The organism is Nonomuraea sp. NPDC049709, assembly GCF_040674815.1.
GTDB lineage: Bacteria > Actinomycetota > Actinomycetes > Streptosporangiales > Streptosporangiaceae > Nonomuraea.
The window spans coordinates 145,027-166,012 of sequence record NZ_JBFANM010000001.1 but is presented as its reverse complement, the minus strand read 5'-3'; the positions used below and the strand labels follow the sequence as shown (position 1 = coordinate 166,012).

Annotated in this window: 20 protein-coding genes, 1 tRNA gene and 1 pseudogene; 9 read left to right on the top strand and 13 right to left on the bottom strand. The window is 69.0% G+C overall.

Annotated elements, in window-relative coordinates; all coding sequences use genetic code 11:
- Window positions 1–99 precede the first annotated feature (99 nt).
- Entirely contained in the window at window positions 100–600 is a 501-nt protein-coding gene (locus AB0J69_RS00865) for a YtxH domain-containing protein (protein WP_364111407.1), read from the bottom strand.
- Window positions 601–759: 159 nt separating this feature from the next.
- Here AB0J69_RS00865 and AB0J69_RS00860 point away from each other — a divergent pair, with 159 nt between their 5' ends.
- Together AB0J69_RS00860 and AB0J69_RS00855 are read left to right on the top strand one after the other, a co-directional pair.
- Window positions 760–1,296: a peptidylprolyl isomerase gene (locus AB0J69_RS00860; RefSeq protein ID WP_364111405.1), complete on the top strand. Its 537-nt coding sequence runs from the start codon at window positions 760–762 to the stop codon at window positions 1,294–1,296.
- Window positions 1,297–1,420: 124 nt separating this feature from the next.
- Window positions 1,421–2,281: a rhomboid family intramembrane serine protease gene (locus tag AB0J69_RS00855; protein ID WP_364111403.1), complete on the top strand. Its 861-nt coding sequence runs from the start codon at window positions 1,421–1,423 to the stop codon at window positions 2,279–2,281.
- Window positions 2,282–2,315: 34 nt separating this feature from the next.
- On the opposite strand, the gene AB0J69_RS00850 is transcribed toward AB0J69_RS00855, so the two are convergent.
- The gene (locus tag AB0J69_RS00850; protein ID WP_364111401.1) at window positions 2,316–2,561 is read right to left on the bottom strand and encodes a cell division protein CrgA; all 246 of its coding nucleotides are present in this window, start codon (window positions 2,559–2,561) and stop codon (window positions 2,316–2,318) included.
- Window positions 2,562–2,705: 144 nt separating this feature from the next.
- Here AB0J69_RS00850 and AB0J69_RS00845 point away from each other — a divergent pair, with 144 nt between their 5' ends.
- Genes AB0J69_RS00845 through AB0J69_RS00835 form a run of 3 tightly spaced genes read left to right on the top strand, consistent with a single transcriptional unit; the run spans window position 2,706 to window position 4,038 of the window.
- Window positions 2,706–3,317: a class E sortase gene (locus AB0J69_RS00845; protein WP_364111399.1), complete on the top strand. Its 612-nt coding sequence runs from the start codon at window positions 2,706–2,708 to the stop codon at window positions 3,315–3,317.
- Window positions 3,314–3,469, top strand: a complete 156-nt coding sequence (locus tag AB0J69_RS00840) for a hypothetical protein (RefSeq protein ID WP_364111397.1) — start codon at window positions 3,314–3,316, stop codon at window positions 3,467–3,469. Before AB0J69_RS00845 ends, AB0J69_RS00840 begins: the two co-directional genes overlap by 4 nt.
- Window positions 3,466–4,038, top strand: coding sequence for a gamma-glutamyl-gamma-aminobutyrate hydrolase family protein (locus tag AB0J69_RS00835; RefSeq protein ID WP_364111395.1), 573 nt, complete (start codon window positions 3,466–3,468; stop codon window positions 4,036–4,038). Before AB0J69_RS00840 ends, AB0J69_RS00835 begins: the two co-directional genes overlap by 4 nt.
- A 155-nt stretch (window positions 4,039–4,193) precedes the next feature.
- On the opposite strand, the gene pknB is transcribed toward AB0J69_RS00835, so the two are convergent.
- The 7 genes from pknB to AB0J69_RS00800 form a co-directional block, all read right to left on the bottom strand.
- The gene (pknB, locus tag AB0J69_RS00830; RefSeq protein ID WP_364111393.1) at window positions 4,194–6,062 is read right to left on the bottom strand and encodes a Stk1 family PASTA domain-containing Ser/Thr kinase; all 1,869 of its coding nucleotides are present in this window, start codon (window positions 6,060–6,062) and stop codon (window positions 4,194–4,196) included.
- 83 nt (window positions 6,063–6,145) lie between these two features.
- Window positions 6,146–7,507, bottom strand: coding sequence for a serine/threonine-protein kinase (locus AB0J69_RS00825; RefSeq protein WP_364111391.1), 1,362 nt, complete (start codon window positions 7,505–7,507; stop codon window positions 6,146–6,148).
- Between the two features lie 21 nt (window positions 7,508–7,528).
- The gene (locus tag AB0J69_RS00820; protein ID WP_364111389.1) at window positions 7,529–8,989 is read right to left on the bottom strand and encodes a penicillin-binding protein 2; all 1,461 of its coding nucleotides are present in this window, start codon (window positions 8,987–8,989) and stop codon (window positions 7,529–7,531) included.
- Window positions 8,986–10,374 carry an FtsW/RodA/SpoVE family cell cycle protein gene (locus AB0J69_RS00815; RefSeq protein WP_364111387.1) on the bottom strand — a complete coding sequence of 463 codons (1,389 nt, stop codon included), beginning with the start codon at window positions 10,372–10,374 and terminating at the stop codon, window positions 8,986–8,988. Before AB0J69_RS00815 ends, AB0J69_RS00820 begins: the two co-directional genes overlap by 4 nt.
- A complete protein-coding gene (locus tag AB0J69_RS00810; protein ID WP_364111385.1) occupies window positions 10,375–11,676 on the bottom strand; it encodes a Stp1/IreP family PP2C-type Ser/Thr phosphatase in 1,302 nt (433 codons plus the stop codon).
- Window positions 11,673–12,143: an FHA domain-containing protein gene (locus AB0J69_RS00805; RefSeq protein ID WP_364111383.1), complete on the bottom strand. Its 471-nt coding sequence runs from the start codon at window positions 12,141–12,143 to the stop codon at window positions 11,673–11,675. Before AB0J69_RS00805 ends, AB0J69_RS00810 begins: the two co-directional genes overlap by 4 nt.
- 17 nt (window positions 12,144–12,160) lie before the next feature.
- The gene (locus tag AB0J69_RS00800; protein ID WP_043619792.1) at window positions 12,161–12,901 is read right to left on the bottom strand and encodes a DUF3662 and FHA domain-containing protein; all 741 of its coding nucleotides are present in this window, start codon (window positions 12,899–12,901) and stop codon (window positions 12,161–12,163) included.
- Window positions 12,902–13,100: 199 nt separating this feature from the next.
- Between AB0J69_RS00800 and AB0J69_RS00795 the strand changes: the two genes are divergently transcribed.
- Window positions 13,101–13,183, top strand: a tRNA-Leu gene (locus AB0J69_RS00795).
- 319 nt (window positions 13,184–13,502) lie between these two features.
- Here AB0J69_RS00795 and AB0J69_RS00790 read toward each other — a convergent pair.
- Together AB0J69_RS00790 and AB0J69_RS00785 are read right to left on the bottom strand one after the other, a co-directional pair.
- Entirely contained in the window at window positions 13,503–14,519 is a 1,017-nt protein-coding gene (locus tag AB0J69_RS00790) for a hemolysin family protein (RefSeq protein ID WP_364111380.1), read from the bottom strand.
- Window positions 14,516–15,865: a hemolysin family protein gene (locus tag AB0J69_RS00785; protein WP_364111378.1), complete on the bottom strand. Its 1,350-nt coding sequence runs from the start codon at window positions 15,863–15,865 to the stop codon at window positions 14,516–14,518. The genes AB0J69_RS00790 and AB0J69_RS00785 overlap by 4 nt, the downstream gene beginning before the upstream one ends.
- A gap of 244 nt (window positions 15,866–16,109) precedes the next feature.
- Here AB0J69_RS00785 and AB0J69_RS00780 point away from each other — a divergent pair, with 244 nt between their 5' ends.
- A complete protein-coding gene (locus AB0J69_RS00780; RefSeq protein WP_364111376.1) occupies window positions 16,110–17,375 on the top strand; it encodes an LCP family protein in 1,266 nt (421 codons plus the stop codon).
- 10 nt (window positions 17,376–17,385) lie between these two features.
- Here AB0J69_RS00780 and AB0J69_RS00775 read toward each other — a convergent pair whose 3' ends face one another.
- Window positions 17,386–18,039 carry a GPP34 family phosphoprotein gene (locus AB0J69_RS00775; RefSeq protein ID WP_364111374.1) on the bottom strand — a complete coding sequence of 218 codons (654 nt, stop codon included), beginning with the start codon at window positions 18,037–18,039 and terminating at the stop codon, window positions 17,386–17,388.
- Between the two features lie 23 nt (window positions 18,040–18,062).
- Between AB0J69_RS00775 and AB0J69_RS00770 the strand changes: the two are divergent.
- Both AB0J69_RS00770 and AB0J69_RS00765 read left to right on the top strand, forming a co-directional pair.
- A pseudogene (locus tag AB0J69_RS00770) lies at window positions 18,063–18,667 on the top strand (TenA family protein).
- A gap of 42 nt (window positions 18,668–18,709) precedes the next feature.
- On the top strand, window positions 18,710–19,588 hold the full coding sequence (locus tag AB0J69_RS00765) for a DNA-formamidopyrimidine glycosylase family protein (protein WP_364111372.1): 879 nt from the start codon (window positions 18,710–18,712) through the stop codon (window positions 19,586–19,588).
- Here the strand turns inward: AB0J69_RS00765 and AB0J69_RS00760 are convergent.
- Window positions 19,581–20,954, bottom strand: a complete 1,374-nt coding sequence (locus AB0J69_RS00760; protein ID WP_364111370.1) for an MFS transporter — start codon at window positions 20,952–20,954, stop codon at window positions 19,581–19,583. The two genes, AB0J69_RS00765 and AB0J69_RS00760, sit on opposite strands and share 8 nt — an antisense overlap.
- Window positions 20,955–20,986: the final 32 nt, after the last annotated feature.

Sequence of the window (20,986 nt, the reverse complement as noted above, 5' to 3'; positions counted from 1 at the left end):
GCCCGGGTTTGTAGCAAGCGCTTGGTCGTACGTCAACAGTCCCCTGGAGACGGCGAAGCGCGCCCCCGTTCCGGTTCGAGGGCGCGCTTCCCGGCGGAATCACGACATCTTGCGAGACGCTTCATCCGCCCTGTTCGACACGTTGGCCGCCATTCGGTCCGCGGACTCCGAAGTCCTGTCCGCCTTCTCATTGACCCAACGTGAGGCATCGGAGGCGGAGTCCTTCATGTGCTCGGTCCACTGCTGTGCGTTGCGGCGGTAGAACATGTAACCGATCGTCCCCACCGCGAGGCCGGTCAGCAGCATGAACATCGGCCACCGCCTCGACCGCGACGGCGTGGGATCGATCTTCCTGGCGGCCGTGGTCAGCATCGAGCTGACCCGCGGTGCCACCTGGTCCTCGAACCCGTGCGCCGCGGACTCCAGCCGCGGCGCCGCCCAGTAGCGGGCGTCTTCGATGCGCTGGGCGGCGACCACTTTGGCCTGGTCCGCCATCGGCGCCATGCGTTGGCCGGTGTGTACGGCCCGGGCCTTCATTCGGCCCATCCACGTGGCGGGTACTTCTATGACCACGCGGCGTTTTCTCAGTGTCAGGGACACGACAACCTCCCCTGTCGTTGGGGCCCCGAGCCTGACCTTCCCTGGACAAGGCGGCTCAATCATGGCCGTCCATGGGAGGATGGCTCGGAAGGCCCTTAGGGCCATAGTCCACAAAACACCACAGAACCAACCCTGTGCATAGAGGGGGGCAGCTGTCTCGTGGCTGAGAAGCTGATCGCAAACCTGCAGACCAACCGCGGCAATATCAAGGTAGAGCTCTTTCCCACCAAGGCGCCGAAAACGGTACGGAACTTCGTTGAGCTGGCTGAAGGCTCCCGCGAATGGACGCACCCGGGCACCGGCGAGAAGAGCACCGGCCGCTACTACGACGGCACGATCTTCCACCGGGTCATCTCCGGTTTCATGATTCAGGGCGGTGACCCGCTGGGCCAGGGCATCGGCGGCCCGGGCTACGAGTTCGACGACGAGATCCACCCGGACCTCTACTTCAACCGGCCCTACCTGCTGGCCATGGCCAACGCGGGCATCCGCTTCGGCAAGGGCACCAACGGCTCGCAGTTCTTCATCACGGTCGTGCCGACGCCGCACCTCAACGGCAAGCACTCCATCTTCGGCGAGGTCATCGAGGGCCAGGACGTCGTCGACGCCATCGCCAAGACCCGCACCGACCGTCGCGACCGTCCGGCCGAGGACGTCATCCTGCAGTCGGTCACCATCGACCGCGTCCCCGCCTGACCCCGGCGGAGCCGGCCCCCCGCCGTACCCCCTCCTGACGGGGCACGGCGGGGTGCGGAGCCCTGCGGTGGCCGGCGGTGGAGAGGCCACGCGGCATGCCCGCACAAGCCATAGGCTTTCGGTCATGACCAGCCAGCCGCCGCCGCCCCCGCAGCCCGAGCAGCCCGCTGAGGCGGTGCCCACGTGCTACCGGCACCCCGACAGGGAGACCTGGGTCCGCTGCCAGCGTTGTGAGCGTCCCATCTGCCCCGACTGCATGCGTGACGCGGCGGTCGGCTTCCAGTGCCCCGAGTGCGTGGCCGAGGGCAACAAAGGCATCCGCCAGGCCAGGTCCACGTTCGGCGGCAACGTCGTACGCACGCCGATCGTCACCTACGCCATCCTGGTCATCAACGTCCTGGTCTTCGGCGGCCAATATCTCAGCGACGCGATCACCGGCCAGCTCGCCATGTGGCCCGCCGGCGTGGCCCTGGGCGACCAGTACTACCGCCTGATCAGCGCGGCCTTCGTGCACGGCGGAGTTTTCCACATCCTGTTCAACTGCTGGGCGCTCTATGTGGTCGGCCCCTACCTGGAGCGCGCCTTCGGCCACGTCCGCTACACCGCGCTCTACCTGATCAGCGCGCTCGGCGGCTCGGTGCTGGGCCTCTGGCTCGACCCGCTCACCCAGCCCACCGTCGGCGCCTCCGGGGCCATCTTCGGCCTCTTCGGCGCGGTGTTCGTGGTGGGCCGCAAGCTCAACCTCGACGTGCGCGGCATCGCCGTGCTCATCGTGATCAACCTGGCGATCACGTTCCTGGTCTCGGGCATCAGCTGGACCGGGCACATCGGCGGGCTGATCACCGGCTCGCTGCTGGCGGGCGCGCTGGCCTACGCCCCCAAGAACAACCGGACCCTCTGGCAGGTGCTGGTGATCGCGGGAGCGCTGGCGGTGCTGGCCGTGCTCGTGATGGTCAGAGTTTCGGCCATCCTGAGCGCGGCCTAGCTTCCCCAGGCTGTGGAAAAGACTGTGGAAAGAACTAACGCCAGCGGGTGGAAAGAACCACCCCGAAGATGATGAAAACAAACCCGATCAGCAGGTTCCAGTTCTGGAGGTCGCTGAAGAACGGCGCCTGCGGTGCGACGTAGTAGATCGCGATCCACAGGATGCCGACGATCCATGCGACGACCATCGTGGGTGCCAGCCAGCGCGGGCTGACCTTGACCTGCTGAGATCTCTGCGGCGGCGTGTAAACCGCCTTCTTGCGAGCCTTGGACTTGGGCACTGGGTAACTCCTGCTGAGGGCCTGGGCATCCGGATCGTCCACAGGCTCTTCGTTAAGCGTAGTTGAAGCGTGCCCCAGGATAGTCGCCACGCGCACGACATGGCGATCCCCAGGGGCCGTATCGTGGCCGAATACGCTGATCGGATGCGGGCCACGCTCCGGGCCGTGGGGGAGACCAGCATCACCGCGGGCCTGATCCTCATGCTGTTCTGCGCCTACCTGCTCTGGGGCACCGGCGCCTACACCGAGAGCCGGCAACTGCTGCTCCAGCGTGAGCTGGCCGCGAAAGACCGGGGCCGCCTCGACCGGATCGAGCTCGGCCAGGCCCTCGCCCTGCTGCGCATCCCCAAGCTCGGCCCCGACTACCGGTACGCGGTGATCGAGGGCGTCGGCGCCGCGCAGCTCAGGAAGGGCCAGGGCCACTACCCCGACAGCGCCATGCCGGGCCAGGTCGGCAACTTCGTCCTGTCGGGGCACCGCACCACGTACGCGGCCCCGTTCAACGAGCTCGACGAGCTCGAACCCGACGACGAGATCGTCGTGGAGGCCCGCGAGGCGCGCTACACCTACCGCGTGACGTCCCAGGACATCGTGCGGCCCGACGAGGTCGACGTGCTCGCCCCCGTGCCCGGCAAGCCCGGTCTCCGCCCCGTCCGCGCCCACATCACGCTGTCCACCTGCCACCCCGAATACTCCGCCGCCGAGCGGCTCATCGTGCACGGCGTCCTCGACCAGATCGAACCCCGCGAGGAGTGACATGTACGCCTGGCTCTGGCGCCGGCCGCCCGCTCATCCGGGCCCTGACGGCCGCCGTGCTGGTCGCCGCGGCGGTGGCCGTACTCTGGTATGTCGTGTTCCCGCTCCTGGAGCCGCTGGTGACGCTGGACGAGGTGACGGTGAGGAAATGAGCCGCGTGCTCGTCGTGGACAACCACGACAGCTTCGTGCACACCATCGTGCAGTACCTGCGCGAGCTGGGCGCCGAGTGCGACGTGCGGCCGCGCGACGACGTACGCGTGCACGACGCCGACGGCTTCGACGGCGTCCTCATCAGCCCCGGCCCCGGCACGCCCGAGGCGGCCGGCGTGAGCGTCCCCCTGGTCCACCACGCGGCCGCGAGCAACCGGCCGCTGCTCGGCGTCTGCCTGGGCCACCAGGCCATCGCCATCGCCTACGGCGCCACCGTGGCCCGCGCACCCGAGCTCTTCCACGGGCAGACCAGCGCCATCACCCACGACGGCAGGGGCGTCTTCGAGGACCTGCCCTCACCCGTGCTGATGACCCGCTACCACTCCCTGGCCGTGCTGCCCGAGACCGTGCCCCAGGTGCTCGACGTGACCGCCCGCACGGACGACGGCGTCATCATGGGCCTGCGGCACCGCGTGGCGCCCATCGAGGGCATCCAGTTCCACCCCGAATCCGTGCTGTCCGAGCACGGCCACCGGCTGCTGCGGAATTGGCTGCGCGAAATCTTGTAACAAACGTCTAGCGTGGAGCGACGTACAAGTGAGCGTCCCCGCCGTTGCCCCCGAGCGGCGGGGGCGTTCTTTGTTCTCCGCAGGTCTTCCCCCGGCAGCACGGAGAAGGGCCGCCCCGGAGGGCGGCCCTTCCGCGTGTACGGGACGTGCCGGCCTCAGCCGCCCACGCCGCCACCGAGGCCGTCATCACCGATCGGGTTGTCCTCGGTCGGCTCTTCCGACGGGAAGTCGTCGGTCGGCTCGTCCGTCGGGACGTCCTCGGTCGGGAAGTCGGTGTTGGCGGGCGGCGCCGTGTCCTCGGGACCGGTGGACACCACGATCGTGACCGTCGTGTTCGCCGGGTATTTGGTGCCCTCGCCCGGGTTCTGCTGGAAGACCGTGCCCTCGGGCTCGTTGCTGGGCTGCTCGGAGACCTTGACCTTGAAGCCGGCGGACTTGAGCTGGGCGGTGGCGTCCTCCACGGTCAGGCCGATCACGCTGGGCACCTCACCCAGCTCCTTCGGGATGAAGAGGGTGACCGTGCCGCCCTTCTCGACCTCCGCGCCGGCCTTGGGCTCGGTGGCGATGACCGTGCCCTGCGGCCTGGAGGAGTTTCTGGTCTTGATGACGCCGCGCAGCTCGCTCTCCTCCAGGAGCTTGGTGGCCTCCTCCTGGGACAGGCCGACCAGCCCGTCAGGAACCTTGATCTTCTCCGTGCCCTTGGACACGACCAGCTTGACCGTCGACTCCTTGTCGACCTTGGTGTTCTCGGGGGGCTCCGTCTTGATCACGGCGCCCTTCTCGATGTCGGAGCTGAACTCCTGCACCACCTGCACGGTGAGCCCGAGCCCCTTGAGCTGGTCCTCGGCGTATTGCCGCTCCTGCGAGGCGAGTGACGGGATCGTCACCTGCGTGTCGGTCGGCGTGTCCTTGCCGCCGAAGACCATGTAGCCGACCGTGATGAAACCACCGATGATCAGCAGCGGGATGATGACCCACAGCGCGGTCTTGACGGCGTTGTTGCCGCCGCCTCCCGCCCGGCGCCGGCCCCCGCGGCCACCACCGCCGTCACCGTCGCCGTAGTCGTAAGGCGGGATCGCACCCGTGCGCTGCGTGGCCGGGCCGGCGGCCGACTGGGTCGCGGTCATCATGCGCGTGCCCTGGCCCATGTTGCCGGACATCGCCATCGTCTGGGCGTCGGTCGGCATGCCGGACATCGCCCGCTGGATGTCGGCCCGCATCTCGCTCGCGTTCTGGTAGCGGTGCGCCGGGTCCTTGGCCATGGCCTTGAGCACGATCGCGTCGGCCCACGGCGGGATGTCGCGGTCGATCTGCGACGGCGGGATGGGCTCCTCGCGCACGTGCTGGTAGGCGATCGCGACCGGGGAGTCGCCGGTGAACGGCGGCTGGCCGGTGAGCAGCTCGTACAGGACGCAGCCGGTGGAGTAGATGTCGCTGCGCGCGTCGACCCGCTCGCCCCGCGCCTGCTCGGGCGACAGGTATTGGGCGGTGCCGATCACCTGCGCCGTCTGCGTCATCGTGGCCGCGGAGTCGGCCATCGCACGCGCGATGCCGAAGTCCATCACCTTGACGTCGCCCGCCCGCGTGATCATCACGTTGGCCGGCTTGATGTCACGGTGCACGATGCCGCCGCGGTGGCTGTAGTCGAGCGCCCGCAGGATCCCGTCCACCAGCTCCACCGCGCGCTCGGGCAGCAGCCGCCGGTCCTGGCGCAGCAGGTCGCGCAGCGTCCTGCCGTCGACGAACTCCATCACGATGTACGGCACGGGGGTGCCGTCGGTGGCATCCTCACCGGTGTCGTAGACCGCGACGACGGCCGGGTGGTTCAGGGAGGCCGCCGACTGCGCCTCACGGCGGAACCGGGCCTGGAAGGTGTGGTCACGCGCCAGGTCGGAGCGGAGGGTTTTGATCGCGACTATGCGGTCCAGCCGGATGTCTCGGGCGCGATACACCTCGGCCATGCCGCCGCGCCCGACGACACCGTCGAGCTCGTAACGACCTCCGAGTAGCCGAGGCTGAGTCATTTCCTGCACTGTCCCTTACCGTTCATCTTGGGTACCGGCCTGCTCGGGGGGCCGCCGGTGTCCATCATCGACCCCATAGCGCATCACGTCTCCTCTTTGGGCGGGTTTGTATCACCCGGGTCCGGCGAGGCGGTAGGTGTCGGAGTTGTGGGTGAAGTGGTGGGCGTTGGGGTCGGGGTGGGCGTAGGGGTTCGGGTGGTCGACGTCGGTTTCGGTGTCGGCTTCTTGGTAGGAGTTGCCGACTTGCTTACCGTAGCCGAACGCGAGGGTATCGGCCTCGGTGACTTCACCGGAACCACCGGAGGTCGCCGCGTGCGCGTCTTCGTCTTCGTCGGTTTGACCTGATCGGGCGGCGGCGCCACCGTCGCGGACCCGGACGGCTCGGCCACCTCGGGCTTCGGCGCCGGCGGCTGCCGGTCGGCGAACGTGATGGCGGTGAGCCCCACCGCCGCCACGCAGCCCGCCGTGGCGACCAGGGCCAGCGTCCGGGCGCCCTTGTGCCGCTTGCCTCCCGGCCGCTCCTGCAGCGTGGTGGCCCGAGGGAGGTTGTCGGTTTCCTGCTCGTCCTCGGGGGCCGGCTCGCGTACCCGGAAGCCCCCCGGGTCGGTGAGCATGCTGAGCTCGGCGCCGTGCTCGACGGTGGCCAGCGACTCGCGCAGCACGTATGCCCGGTCGGCCACCTCCAGCGCCGTGGCCGGGCGCTGCTCGGGCTCCTTGGCCAGCAGCGCCATGACCAGCTCACGCACCGGCGCGGGCACGTCCACGCCGAGCGGCGGCGGCTGCTCGTTGAGGTGCTGCAGCGCGATCGCCACCTGGCTGTCCGCCCGGAACGGCGTGCGCCCCGCCAGGCACTCGTACGCCACCACGCCCAGCGAGTAGAGATCGGTCGCCGGAGTGAGCGGGAAGCCCTGCGCCTGCTCGGGGCTGACGTATTGGGCCGTGCCCAGCACGGTGCCGGTCTGCGTCACCGGCGCCGCCTCCAGGGCGCGCGCGATGCCGAAGTCCGTCACCTTGATGGTCCCCTCGGGGGTGACCAGCAGGTTGCCGGGCTTGATGTCGCGGTGGATGATGCCGGCGGAGTGGGCCGCGTGCAGCGCCTTGGCCGTCTGGTGCACCACGTCGAGCGCCACCTCGGGCCCGATGGCGCCGTTACGCGCCAGGATGGCCGACAGCGGCTCGCCGTGCACCAGCTCCATGACGAGGTAGGCCACGTCGCTCTGCTCGCCGTAGTCGAAGATCTGCGCCACCCCGGGGTCGGCCAGCGCCGCGGTGATCCGCGCCTCGTTCCGGAACCGCTCCCGGAACGTGAGGTCGGCGTAGATGTGGCTGCGCAGGATCTTCACCGCCACTTCGCGCCCGAGCAACTCGTCACGGGCACGCCACACCTCTCCCATACCGCCCGTGGCGATGCGGGAGAGCAGCAGATAGCGGTTACGGAGCCGCATGACCCAGCAGGTTACCGTCACTCACTTGTTCAGCACCGCCTCCAGCACGGCCTTTGCGATCGGCGCGGCGGTGTGCCCGCCGGTCGCCTCCGCGCCGACCTTGGCCGCTCCGGACTCGACGATGACCGCGAGGGCCACCTTCGGGTCCTCGGCGGGCGCGAAGGAGATGAACCAGGCGTGCGGCGGCTGTCCGTCGGAGGTCTCCGCAGTGCCTGTCTTACCCGCTACTTGGACGCCCGGGACCTGCGCCAGGTTGGCGGTGCCGTTGTTCACGACGCTCACCATCATCTCGCGCAACTTGCCCGCCGTCTCGGAACTGACCGCTTCGGTCAGCTCATCGGGCTTGGCCTCCTCGATCGTCTCGCCCTTGGCGTCAGAGATCTTGTTGACGAGGTACGGCTTCATCACCGTGCCGTCATTGCCGATGCCCGCGGCGATCATGGCCATCTGCAGCGGCGTCATCCGGTTGCTGCGCTGCCCGATCGAGGCCATCGCCAGGGCCGCCTTGTCCTCCTCGGGACCGAAGTCGCTCGCGGCCACCGACATCGGCACGGCGAGCGGCTCGCCCATGCCGAACTTCTCGGTCTGCTCGTTCATCTTGTCGTAGCCCAGCTCCATGCCCATCGAACCGAAGGGCGTGTTGCAGGACCTCTCCAGCGCGTAGATCAGGGTGACCTGGCCGCTGCCGCAGGCCGCGCCGCCGTAGTTGGGCAGGCTGATGTTGGTGTTGGGCAGCGGCAGCCGCTGCGGGGCCTCCACCGTGGTGTCGGGGCCGCGCGAGGGGTCGTCCTCCAGGAACGCCGCCGCCGTCACGACCTTGAACGTCGACCCGGGCGGGTATGTCTGGCCGATGGTGCGGTTGAGCAGCGGCTGGCTCTTGTCCTTGGCCAGCTCGTCATAGCGCTTGAAGACCGGGTCCTTCTCGGTGCCGGACAGCTCCGCGGGGTCGTACGTGGGCAGCGACACCATCGCCAGGATCGCCCCGGTCTTCGGGTCGAGCGCCAGCACGGCGCCGCGCCTGCCGCTCTGCCGCAGCGCGTCGTAGGCGGCCTTCTGCGCCTTGGGGTTGATCGTGAGATCGACGTTGGCGCCCTTGGTCGGCTCGCCCGTGAACAGGTCGATGCTCCGCCGCAGCAGCAGGTCAGCGCTGGAGCCGTCGAGCAGCTTGTTCTCGGTGCCCTCGATCGCGCTCGCGCTCTCCGGCGAGAAGAAGCCGGTGACGTGCGCGTAGAGCTTGCCCTCGGCGTATTTCCTGACGAACCGGAAGTTGTTGCTGTCCGTCTCGACGGACTGCGCGATCACCTTGCCGCCGGCCGTGATGCGGCCGCGCTCGATGGCGTAGCGGTCGTAGTAGTTGCGGGTGTTGCGCGCGTCGGTCCGCAGCCCCTCGGACCGCACGGCCTGGACGATGTTCACGTTGATCATCAGGAGCGCGAACATGGCCAGGCAGGCCACGGCCACGCGCTTCAGGGTGCCGTTCATCGCTGGAACACCTGCGTCAGTCCTTCGTTCTGGATCGCCTGGGGTGGGGGGCGTCTCGCGGCATCTGACGTTCGTACCAGGAGCGCGATAAGGATCCAGTTAGCGAGCAGCGCCGAGCCGCCCTGGGACATGAACGGGGTCACCAGGCCGGTCAACGGGATGAGGTTGGTCACGCCGCCGACGATGATGAACACCTGCCAGGCCAGGATGAACGACAGGCCGCCCGCCAGAAGCTTCGAGTAGGGGTCGCGGGCCGCGAGCGAGGTGCGCAGGCCGCGCTGGACGATCAGCGCGTAGATCATCAGGATCGCCATCAGCCCGGTCAGGCCGAGCTCCTCGCCGGTGGCGCTGAAGATGAAGTCGGAGAAGGCCAGCGGGATCAGGTCGGGGTGACCCTGCCCCAGGCCGGTGCCCAGGATGCCGCCCGCCCCGAGGCCGAACAGGCCCTGCATGATCTGGAAGCTGCCGCCGAAGGCGCGATCGTAGTATTCGCTCGCACTCGGGTTGAGCCAGACGTCGAAGCGGTCACCCACGTGGGAGAAGATCTGCCCGGCCAGGAACGCGCCGCCGCCGAACAGCAGGATGCCGATCAGCACCCACGAGGTGCGCTGCGTGGCGACGTAGAGCATCACCACGAAGCCGCCGAACAGCAGCAGCGACGAGCCCAGGTCCTTCTGCAGCACCAGCACGCCGATGGCGATCGCCCAGGTGATCAGCACCGGACCGAGGTCGCGGGCCCGGGGCAGGTCGATGAAGAGCAGCCGCCGCCCGGCCAGCGCCAGCACGTCACGCTTGGCGACCAGATAGCCGGCGAAGAAGATGACCAGCGCGATCTTCGCGAACTCGGCCGGCTGGATCGTGGCGGCGCCGAACCCGATCCAGATGCGCGCGCCGTTGATCTCCTTGCCCAGCCCCGGCACCAGCGGCGAGATGAGCAACACCACGCCGATCAGCCCTGCCGTGTACGTCAGCCGCTGCAGCGTGCGGTGGTCGCGCAGCACCAGCAGCGTCACGGCGAAGAGCACCACGCCGATGCCGGTCATGATGATCTGGTTGGTGGCCGAGGCGCCCGCCTGCATCCTGGAGCCGGAGTTCTCCAGCCGGTAGATCATCACCAGGCCGATGCCGTTGACCAGCGTCACGAGCGGCAGGATCAGGGGATCGGCCCACGGGGCGAACTTGGCGAGCACCAGGTAGGCGGCCAGCATCAGACCGCCCAGGCTCAGGCCGTACGTCAGCATGCCCGCGGGCACCTGGCCGTCCATCGCCAGGCCCACGTTCGCGTACGCGCCCATGACGATCAGCACCGCGAGCGCGAGCATGACCAGCTGAGCCCCGCGCCGTTTGGCCGGCATCGGGACGGGGGAGACGGCGACTTCGCTCATCTACTGCTGTTTCGTCTTGGTCGCGGTGGCGGTGGGCGTGGGGGTCGCGCTCGCCTCCGTGGAGGTCTCGCTGTCGTCCTTCGGTTCCTGGGAGAACTTCAAGCTGTTGATCCTCGTGATGCCTTCGGCGAGGGTGGTGACGGGAATGCCGCTCTTGATCAGCGCCTGGTCGGCCTCGGACAGCTGGGAGAGCTGCTTGCCCGTGGGCTTGGAGACGTGGAAGAGCGGGAACGGACCGACCTCCCTCTTGATCCCCTGGTACACGACCACTTCGTCGCCCCTAGCGCCGACGAAGAACTGGTCCTGAGTCCACTGGTATCCAAAGTAACCGCCGACGCCGGCGCCGACGATGCCTATGCCGAGCACGGTGACCAGCACGGGCCACACTCGACGACGCTTCCGGGACCGCCGGGGCGCCGTCTCGGCGACCGGCTCATCGAATTCGTCGTCGGTGAGCACCGGCTGGGGTGCGGTCACCGCGCCGGCTCGCCCCGGCGAGGTGTCCTGCGGATTCCCGCGCAGCCGGGTCATCCCCGCGGCGCCGACGATGGCGGCCTCCACGGGCACCAGCTGCCCATCGGTGATCTCCAGCACGTCGGCCAGGACACAGGTGATGTTGTCGGGCCCGCCACCCCTGTTCGCCAGGTCGATGAGCTGGCGGACGACCTCCTCCGGGTCGTCGATGTTGGTGAGCGTGGCGTGCAGCGTCTCCGCGCTCACCACACCGGACAGGCCGTCGGAACACAGCAGGTAGCGATCGCCCACCTGCGCCTCGCGGAGCGTGAGGTCGGGATCGACCTCGCCGCTTCCGTCGAGCGCGCGCAGCAGGATCGAGCGCTGCGGATGCGTGGCCGCCTCTTCCGGCGTGATGCGCCCGTCATCGACGAGTTGCTGCACCAGCGTGTGGTCATGCGTGATCTGGTAGAGCTCCCCGCGTCTGAGCAGGTAGGCGCGCGAGTCGCCGACGTGCACCAGGGCGACCTGGGTGCCGTGCCAGAGCATGGCCGTGAGAGTCGTGCCCATGCCTTTGAGGCTGGGATCCCGCCCCACCATTTCGTGCAGCTTGCGGTTGGCGTCGCGTACCGCTGCCTCGATGGCGTTGAGCAGGTCACCACCCTGTTGGGCCTCTTCCAGAGAGGCCATGGCGGCGATGGCGACTGAGCTCGCCACCTCGCCGTGTGCGTGCCCGCCCATGCCGTCGGCGACAGCGAGCAGGCGGCCGCTAGCGTACGCCGAGTCCTCGTTCCCTTCGCGGAGGAGGCCGACGTCCGAGCGGGCGGCGTAGCGGAGTGCGATGGTCATTTGCGCAATTCAATGACTGTCTTGCCGACGCGGATCGGAACACCGAGCGGCACCGGGGTCGGGCGGGTGACTTTCGAGCGGTCGAGATACGTGCCGTTGGTGGACCCAAGATCTTCCACGATCCATTGACCGTCCTGAGGGAAGAGCCGGGCATGCCGGCTGGAAGCGTAGTCGTCGGTGACTACCAGCGTGGCGTCATTGGCCCGGCCAATGGTGATGGGCGTCTCCGTGAGATTAATGGTGGTGCCTTGGAGAGGGCCACCCGTAACGATGAGCTGGCGTGGCTCGCCCTTTTTGCTCTTGGGCTTGGCCACCGGTTTGGCGGGTTTCACAGCTTTGCGTGCACCCGCGGAAGCCGTGCGTGAACCGAACAAGTCAGTCCGGATCACGCCGACTGCGGCAATGACGAAGAACCACAGCACCGCCAGGAAAGCGAGCCGGATCAGCAGCAGCGTGAGCTCGGACATGGACCGTCTGTCTACCCCTAATCGCGCCGGAACACCAGAGTCGTACGCCCCAGGGTCACTCGCGTGCCGTTCTGGAGCTCGATCCTGCGTACCGGCTGGCCATTGACAAAAGTACCGTTCGTCGACCCCAGATCGACCAGGACCACGAGCTGGCCCTCGACGCGCAGTTCCGCGTGGTGCCGCGAAACGCCGGGATCGACCAGACGAAGATCGCAGTCGGTGCCCCTGCCGAGCAAGGTCACCGGAGTGGTCAGCTCGTAAGAGCGGTCACCCTGCGGGTCGTCCTGGGTGGAGACGAGCAGCCGCGGCCGCCCGTTGAACGCGTGCGGTCTCGACGGAGGCAGGTCGCTCGCCGGCTGGCGGATCTCGTCCTGCTCGACCGTCGCGCCGCGGATGACCCCCGACCGGATGCGGAACAAGCCCACAGCCAGATCGCCGGCGGTCTCGAAGCGGACCCGGACCGGTCCCACGAAGGAGTAGCCCTGTTCCTTGGCGTACTCCCTGGCGAGGTTGGCCAGTTCGTGGCTGATGCTGTCGGCGTAGACCTCAAGCCGTTCGCTGTCGGTCGTGGACAGCTCAACCACGAAGTCGTTGGGCACGAGCGTGCGACCTTGAGCGACGATCGCCGCACGCTCATCCATCTCCCGCTGAACCGCGCTGGCGACCTCGACCGGCTGAAGGTCAGATTTGAACGCCCGCGCAAAGGCTCCCTCAACCAAGCCTTCGAGCCTTCGCTCGAAGCGCTGAAGGACTCCCACCGGGTACCTCCCTTCCTCCGTGCATATGATCGCGGCCCCCAGACGCTTCCGGCGCCCGGTTTCCGCCCGTTCCACGGGACGGTGTCCCTGGCGCTCGTCGGCAGTCGCGCCCAGCTCCTCCGCTCCCGTGTCTTATGCGATCGTATCCGGGTTCAGTACCAGTGGCTGTTCCGTGCTAATGTTCTTTCCGCACCCACAAGGGCGGGTGGCGGAACGGCAGACGCGCACGGTTCAGGTCCGTGTGTCCGAAAGGACGTGAGGGTTCAAATCCCTCCTCGCCCACTCGGTGACTGGGGACTCTTGGTCGCAAGCCTTATGGCTTGCTTCCTCGGGTCCCCTCGTCATATCCATCCGGGGGATGACCCCCGGACCCCCAGCGTTTGTCGCTGGCGCTCCTGGGGACTTTCGCCCCCAGACCCCCGACACACACCCTCGCGGTTGCGTCCTTGGCAGCTTGGCGAAGTGCTGGGCGGATCGCAAGGGTGCGGGTCTTTCTTTTCAAGAACCTGTTGGTAACGGCTGTGGCCGCCCTTCGGACTGTAGGGCCGGGTGGTTGCAAGGTGGTTTCTTGACGCTTGCGTCCCGCCCGGCCCTCTGTGTTTTAGGTCACAGCCGCTCTTGTGTCCAGTAGTTCGCCCACCAGGTCGGTGAGGCTCACCATTCCGATGACTGTCTTCTCCTGATTCGTCACCAAAGCCAGGTGGGATCTCTGTTCCTGCAAGATCGTCACTGCCTCCGGGACCTGGGTGGTGCAGGGGAGCTTCGGCAGGGGCCGGGACAGGTCGCTCGCCTTGCTCGAGGGGTTCAGGAGGGCGTCTCGGGCGTGCAGGGCGCCCTCCACGCCTGTCGGGCCCTCCACCAGGAGCCTCAGGTGGGTGCTGCCCGCTGCGGTGGATCTGATCTGGGCCGCCGTCGCGGTCAGAGGGACCTTCGTCGCCTGGTCTATGGGGACCATCAGGCGTTCTATGCCCTCGTCGTCCAGTCTCAGGGCTCTGGTCAGGAGGTCGTGTTCCTCCCTGTCCAGGAGGCCCATCCGGCCTGATTCGCCTACCAGCATGGCCAGCTGGCGAGGGGTTCTGGTGGTTGCCAGCTCGTCTCTTGGCTGGACTCCGAAGAGGTGGAGGATGAGGTTGGTCAGGGCGTTCAGGGCCGAGAGCAAGGGGCGCATCGCCGTGGTGAAGGCTCTGAACGGGAAGGTCAGGAGCAACGCCGCGCGCTCCGGGTGGGTCAGCGCCCATGACTTGGGGGCCATCTCGCCGATGACCATGTGCAGGAACGTGACCAACGTCAGGGCTATCACCAGGGCGATCGGTACGCGCATGGCCTCCGGGATCCCTATCGCGGCGAAGACCGGCTCCAGGTAGTGCTCGATCGCCGGCTCTGTCACCTGGCCCAGGCCCAGGGTGCAGAGGGTGATGCCCAGCTGGGCGCCCGCGAGCATCAGGGAGAGCTGGCGGCTGCCGCCGGCGGCCGATTTCGCGGCCAGCCTGACCAGGCGGTTGCCGCCCACCGCCATCTCCTCCAGGCGGTGGCGCCGCGAGGAGACGAAGGCGAACTCGGCCGCCACGAAGAGGGCGTTGAAGGCCAGGAGGGCGAGGCTCAGGATGATCATGGTCATCGGCGGGTCGCCTCCGCGTGCTGGACCGGTGTCAGGCGGACCCACTCGGGGACCCTGCGGTTCAGCGACATCACTGTCAGCTCCGCCAGGTACTCACCCGTGTCCTGGGTGAACGGATCCGTTTCGGGGGTCACCGGGACCGTGATCGTGTCGCCGGCGTTCGGCATCCTGCCCAGCCTGGCCAGGACCAGGCCGGCGAGGGTGTCATAGTCGCCGCTCTCCGGGAGCGCGATGCCCGTCGCGCGTTCGACCTCGTCCAGGCGCAGCCGGCCCGGGACCTCCCAGATGCCGCCGGGGTGCTCCACCGCGCCGGCCGGCTCCGGGTCGTTCTCGTCCACCAGCTCGCCGACCAGCTCTTCCGCCAGGTCCTCGACGGTGATGACGCCCGCCAGGCCGCCGTACTCGTCCATGACGCAGGCTATGTCGTCCTTCGACGCCCGCATCCGGTCCAGGACCGCCGGCAGCGGGACCGAGTCGGGGACCAGGAGCGCGGGGCGGGTGATGGTGGCGATGCGGCCGTCGTCCAGGCCCGAGGCCAGGAGCTCGCGGACGCCTGTCACTCCCACCACGTCCCCGTCGTCGCCGAGGACCGGGTAGCGGGAGTGGCCGCGGGTGCGCATGGCGTCGAGGAGGTCCGAAATGGGCTGGGAGGCCCGCAGGACCACGACACGGGGGCGCGGGACCATGATCTCTTCCGCCGTGCGGTCGCCGAACTCCAGGGCTCGTTCGAGGAGGTCGGAAAGTCTCGGCGGCAGCTCGCCGGCCTGGGTCGACTCCGCGATGATGCGGGAGAGCTCCTCAGGGGTGGCGCCGTGCTCCACCTCCTCGATGGGCTCGATGCCGACGCGCCTGAGCAGGCCCGTGGCGGCCGAGTCGAACAGCCGCACCACCGGGCCCACGACCGCGAGGTAGACCAGCGTCGAGCCGGCCAGGAACTTGGCCACCGGCTCCGGTCTGGCGATGCCCAGGTTCTTCGGGGCCAGCTCGCCGAAGACCATCTGCACGACGGTCGCCACGAAGACGCCCAACGCCACCGAGATGCCGGTGACCATGGCGTCGGACAGGCCCGCGTCGGTCAGCCACGGCCGTACGAGGGTGGCGATCGCGGGCTCGGCCAGGAAGCCGACCAGCAGTGCCGTGACCGTGATGCCCAGCTGGGCGCCGGAGAGCATGAAGGACAGGCGCGAGGTCACCTGGAGCGCCTTCGCGGCGGCCGCGTCACCCGCGGCGGCCTGCTCACGAAGCAGGCCGCGGTCGGCGGCGACGAAGGCGAATTCCTGGGCGACGAAGTAGCCGGTCGCCGCGGTGAGAAGCAGGAGGGCCAGCAGCCCGAGATAGGCGCTCACCGTGGTGAGCCCTCAGAGGAACCCGTGCCCGAGCACGGGCGAAGACTCCAGGGGTCCGGATCGGACACGATCATCCCTTCGATAGAGGTCGTCCATAACCGTAACGACGCTGGTGGCATCTATGTTTCCGCAGTGACTCTCCGCTGGTTCCGCGTACTTTTCCGTGGGAAAACCTTGGCGGAACGTCTTCACTGCTGGGGGGTTGGACGTAGCGTCTATGACAAAGCGAAGGGAAGAAGGCGAAGTGACCGAGGACGACCGGACGCGGGCCATGCGCTCGCCAGGCGACGGCCGCCCGCTGCCACCACGGCCTGGTGACGGCCTGCGATCCGGGGGCGCGCCCGCGCACCGGATGCCCGCCGGAGGGCCGGGAGCACCCACGCACAAGCTTCCCGCCGCCTCCCCTATTCCCGCGGAAGCCCCGCCCGGGGCGGAGCCGCCCAGGGGCAGCTCGCGGGTGTACGGCCGGGAACGCGCCGGCAGCAGCCCCGTCAAGCCGTTGAAGTCGCGTGGCGAGCCCTCCCAGAAGGGGCCGCGGGGGCCGCGCAAGCGACCGTCGGGGAAGACCATCCTGACGATCGTCGCCGGGTTCCTGGTGCTGGTGCTGGTGGCCGCCGTGGGCCTGGTCTTCTGGATCGACTCCAGGCTGTCGGGCATCGACGGCGTGCTCGACGACTACACGGGCCGGCCCGCCGACACCCCGGGCACCAACTGGCTGCTCGTCGGCTCCGACAGCCGCAAGGGCCTGACCGCCGCCCAGCGCAAGAAGCTGGCCACCGGCCGGGCCGCCGGGCAGCGTACGGACTCGATGATGCTGCTGCACATCCCCGAGGGCAGCGACAAGCCGACCCTGGTCAGCCTGCCGCGCGACTCGGCGGTCACCATCCCGGGCAAGGGGCGTGACAAGCTCAACTCCGCCTACGCCATCGGCGGCCCCAAGCTCCTGGTCCGCACCGTCGAGACGGTCACCGGGGTGCATGTGGACAACTACATGGAGATCGGCTTCGCCGGGTTCGTCGAAATCGTGGACGCCGTCGGCGGGGTCGAGATCAACGTCCGCGCAGCTGTGGACGACCCCAAGGCGGGCCTCAAGCTCAAGAAGGGCACGCAGCTGCTCACCGGCGGCCAGGCCCTCGGATACGTACGCACCCGCAAGGGCGGCGCGCTGCCCGACTTCGAGCGGACCAAGCGGCAGCGGCAGTTCCTCGGCGCGGTCGTGAAGAAGGCGGCCAGTCCGGGAGTGCTGCTCAACCCGTTCACCGCGATCCCGCTGGCGATGAGCGCCACGGACGCGGTCGTGGTCGACTCGGGCACGGGCGTGTTCAACATGCTCTCGCTGGGGCTGGCCATGGGTGACAGCCCGGTGACCACGGTCGTGCCGTTCGGTGGGAACGAGGTCATCCCCGCCGGTGGCACGGCGGTCAAGTGGGACCGGGCGAAGGCCCTGGCGCTGTTCAACGCCCTGAAGGAGGACAAGCCGGTGCCCAAGGAGGTCGTGGACGCCAGCTGAGCCGGTTGTGTCAGCTGCTGCCGGCGGCCCCCGCCGTGGCCGCCGCGGTGACGGCGACCATGGCGGCGGCGTTGATGGCGGCGATGGTCTTGGCCACCGCGTCGGCCGCCCAGGCGCCCTCGGCGATCTCCTTGATGCGTGCCTTGTCGGCGCCGGGGAACGCCTTGCGGTCCAGCTTGGCCGCGTGCGTGATCGCGATCAGGACGGCCGTGCGAGCGTCGGGGTCGGCGCCCGCCAGGACGGCGGAGACCCGCTCCCTGACGTTCGCCTCGACCCCGGGGTGGGCCTCCGGCCAGCGCGTGACCGGGAAGATGCCCATCACCTTGACCCGCTCCTCCGTCAGCACTCCGGATGCGGCGAGGCGGGTCAGCAGGCGGTTGCGCAGCTTGCCCGACTGCAGCTTCTGCACCCACCAGGCCGGGTTCCTGGTGCCGCCCTTGGCGGTGATGAGGGCCAGGGCGGCGTCGAGCTCCTCGTCACCCAGCGGGGTCGGGTCCTTGACCGCCAGCTTCTTCTTCGACAGCTCCACCCGGTCGTGGATGGCCAGCTCGGCCAGGATCGCGCCGGCGAGGGCAGGATCGAGCTGGATCGCGCTGATCAGCGGCTTGCCCTGGTCTTCGCTGTGGGCCAGGAGGAGGAGCTCCTCGGCGATCGTCACCGTCATGCTTCGACACTAACCTCCCAGCCATGACCATCTCCGAAAAGTTGCACGCCATCGGGCGCCCGCTGCTCCAGGCCCAGATCGAGCACCCCACGGTGGCCGGGATCGGGCGCGGTGACTGCCCGAGCCGGTGTTCCGGTCGTGGCTGGAGCAGGACTACCTGTTCCTGCTGGACTACGTGCGGGTGTTCGCCCGGCTGGCCTGGCAGGCGCCCGCGGCGCATCTGGGCGATCTCGTGGATCTGGCGCACACCACGTACCACGACGAGCTGAGCCTGCACCGGACGATGTCGGCGGAGTTCGGGGCCGATCTGGAGGGGGCGGTGAAGGGGCCGGCGTGCGCGGCGTACACGGCGTTCCTGCTGGAGTCGGCGGGGTCGTACGGGGAGGGGTTGGCGGCGCTTTATCCGTGCATGTGGGGATATTCGAGTCTTGGGCGGATTTTGGCGGAGAATCCGCCTGCTGAGCCGAGATATCGGGCCTGGGTGGACACGTACGCCGACCCCGGGTTCGAGGCGCTCACCGCGCGGATCGCGCAGATGATCGATGAGGCCGATCCCGACCCGGCGCGCGCCGAGGCCCTGTTCGCGGCGGGGATGGCACACGAGCTGGCCTTCTGGGACGTGCCCTAGACAGTACGGCCGGCACTGTACCCGGCACCGTAGTCTGGTGGCATGCCCGAACTTCCCGAAGTGGAGTCTCTCACCCACTTCCTGCGCGAGCGGGCGGTGGGCCGCACGATCCTGGGGGTCGACGTGGTCGCCTTCCAGGCGCTCAAGACGTTCGACCCGCCGGTCACGGCGCTCGGCGGGCTGACCGTCACCGGCGTGACCAGGCACGGCAAGTTCCTCGACCTCGACTGCGACGGCCTGCACCTGGTCATCCACCTGGCCCGCGCGGGGTGGCTGCGCTGGCGCGACGACCTCTCGGGCGCCAAGGCGGTGCGCCCGGGCAAGGGGCCGCTGGCGGTGCGGGTCAGGCTGGCGCCCGACGAGGAGGGCCTGGCGCCCGGGTTCGAGCTGACCGAGGCGGGGACGCAGAAGCGGCTCGCCGTCTATGTCACGAAAAACCCGGATGATGTCCCCGGCATCGCCGCCCTCGGCCCCGACCCCCTGGCCGAAACGTTCACCGTCGACGCGCTCAAGCACATCGTGGGCGGCAACCGCACCCAGATCAAGGGGCTGCTGCGCGACCAGAAGATCATCGCGGGCATCGGCAACGCCTATTCGGACGAGGTGCTGCACGCGGCCAAGATGTCCCCGTTCAAGATCGCCGCGACGCTGACCGACGCGCAGGTCGCAGACCTGCACGAGGCCATCGTGACCACGCTGAGAGACGCGGTCGAGCGCGCGCACGGGCTGGCGGCCAAGGACCTCAAGGCGGAGAAGAAGTCGGGGCTGCGCGTCCACAACCGTGCGGGGCAGCCCTGCGACGTGTGCGGCGACACGATCCGCGAGGTCTCGTTCGCCGACTCCTCGCTGCAGTACTGCCCCACGTGCCAGACAGGCGGCAAGCCGCTGGCCGACCGCCGCCTGTCCAAGCTGCTCAAGTAGCGCTGCCGCTCAGCACCCGGTTCTCGTCGCGGACCCGGGAAAGCAGGCCGGCGGCGGCGATGATCGCGGCCAGCAGGGTCGCCGTCACGGGCACCACCAGGGCCGTCCGCATCGCGGCCAGGCCCGCCTCGGCGCCCGTCGCCGTGCCCAGGGCGGCCACGTTGACCGCGGTCACCAGGGACAGGCCCAGGGCCGCCCCGAACTGGAACGAGGAGTTGATCAGCCCGCCGGCCAGGCCCTGCTCGTGCTCGGCGATGCCGTCCGTGGCCACGATCGTCAGCGGGCCGTAGACGAAGGCGAACATCAGGCCGATCAGCAGCATCGACGGCAGCATCGCCGCGTACGCCCAGTCCAGGCCCACCCCGAGGAACAACGCGTACGCGAGCAGGCCCGACAGCAGGCCACCGAGCACGACCTTGGCGTTGCCGAACCGGTTGACCAGCCACGGCGTGAGCGTGGGCGCGAGCACCACGTCGGCGGCGGCCGCCAGCAGGGCCAGGCCCGTCTGGATGGTGGACCAGCCGCGCAGCTCCTGGAGGTAGAGCGTGACCAGGAACTGGAAGCCGAAGAACGAGGCCGTGAGCAGGGCGGCCATCAGGTTGGCCCGGACGAGCGGGCCCGAGCGCAGGATGCCGAGGCGGACCAGCGGGACGGCGGAGCGGCGCTCGATGGCGACGAAGGCCGCGACCAGCGCCAGGCCGGTGGCGAAGACCGCCACGGTCAGGGGCAGGCCGTCGGACGGGTGCTCCAGGCGTACGACACCGTAGACCAGCAGCATCATCGCCCCCGTGATGCTCACCGCGCCCGCCACGTCGAACCCCCGCACCGCGGGGCGGTCCGTGGCCGGCTCCCTGAGCAGGGGGATCGCGGCCAGCAGGATGACCAGCGAGAGCAGCACGGGGGCGAAGAACACCCAGCGCCACCCGATCGCGGTCAGCAGGCCGCCGATCACCAGCCCGAGCGCGAACCCGCCCGCCGCCGTGCCGGCGTAGATGAGCAGGGCCCGGTTGCGCTGCCTGCCCTCGGGGAAGTTCGTGGTGATCAGGGACAGGCCGGCCGGGGTCATGAACGCGGCGGCCACCCCCGTGACGAACCTGGCCAGCAGCAGCACCCAGCCCTCGGTCGCGAAGCCGCCCAGACCGGAGAAGAGCAGGAACACCACCAGCCAGAGCAGGAACATCCGCCGCCGGCCCAGCAGGTCGGCCGCCCGGCCGCCGAGCAGCATGAAACCGCCGTACCCCAGCACGTACGCGCTGACGACCCCGCTCAGCATGCTGGTGGACAGCCCGAGGTCGGCCCGGATGGACGGGAGGGCGACGTTCAGCATGGCCACGTCGATGCCCTCCAGGAAGATGGCACCGCACAAAACGATCAGTACGCCCCAGGAACGGGCGGGCA

What these genes read in the sequence shown, in the direction of transcription:
- AB0J69_RS00790 (WP_364111380.1), bottom strand. Translation starts at nt 14,519, where the DNA reads ATGACCATGATCATCCTGAGCCTCGCCCTCCTGGCCTTCAACGCCCTC.
- AB0J69_RS00820 (WP_364111389.1), bottom strand. Translation starts at nt 8,989, where the DNA reads ATGAACGGCACCCTGAAGCGCGTGGCCGTGGCCTGCCTGGCCATGTTC.
- AB0J69_RS00805 (WP_364111383.1), bottom strand. Translation starts at nt 12,143, where the DNA reads ATGTCCGAGCTCACGCTGCTGCTGATCCGGCTCGCTTTCCTGGCGGTG.
- pknB (WP_364111393.1), bottom strand. Translation starts at nt 6,062, where the DNA reads ATGACTCAGCCTCGGCTACTCGGAGGTCGTTACGAGCTCGACGGTGTC.
- AB0J69_RS00775 (WP_364111374.1), bottom strand. Translation starts at nt 18,039, where the DNA reads ATGACGGTGACGATCGCCGAGGAGCTCCTCCTCCTGGCCCACAGCGAA.
- AB0J69_RS00835 (WP_364111395.1), top strand. Translation starts at nt 3,466, where the DNA reads ATGAGCCGCGTGCTCGTCGTGGACAACCACGACAGCTTCGTGCACACC.
- AB0J69_RS00825 (WP_364111391.1), bottom strand. Translation starts at nt 7,507, where the DNA reads ATGCGGCTCCGTAACCGCTATCTGCTGCTCTCCCGCATCGCCACGGGC.
- AB0J69_RS00815 (WP_364111387.1), bottom strand. Translation starts at nt 10,374, where the DNA reads ATGAGCGAAGTCGCCGTCTCCCCCGTCCCGATGCCGGCCAAACGGCGC.
- AB0J69_RS00765 (WP_364111372.1), top strand. Translation starts at nt 18,710, where the DNA reads ATGCCCGAACTTCCCGAAGTGGAGTCTCTCACCCACTTCCTGCGCGAG.
- AB0J69_RS00855 (WP_364111403.1), top strand. Translation starts at nt 1,421, where the DNA reads ATGACCAGCCAGCCGCCGCCGCCCCCGCAGCCCGAGCAGCCCGCTGAG.
- AB0J69_RS00845 (WP_364111399.1), top strand. Translation starts at nt 2,706, where the DNA reads ATGCGGGCCACGCTCCGGGCCGTGGGGGAGACCAGCATCACCGCGGGC.
- AB0J69_RS00810 (WP_364111385.1), bottom strand. Translation starts at nt 11,676, where the DNA reads ATGACCATCGCACTCCGCTACGCCGCCCGCTCGGACGTCGGCCTCCTC.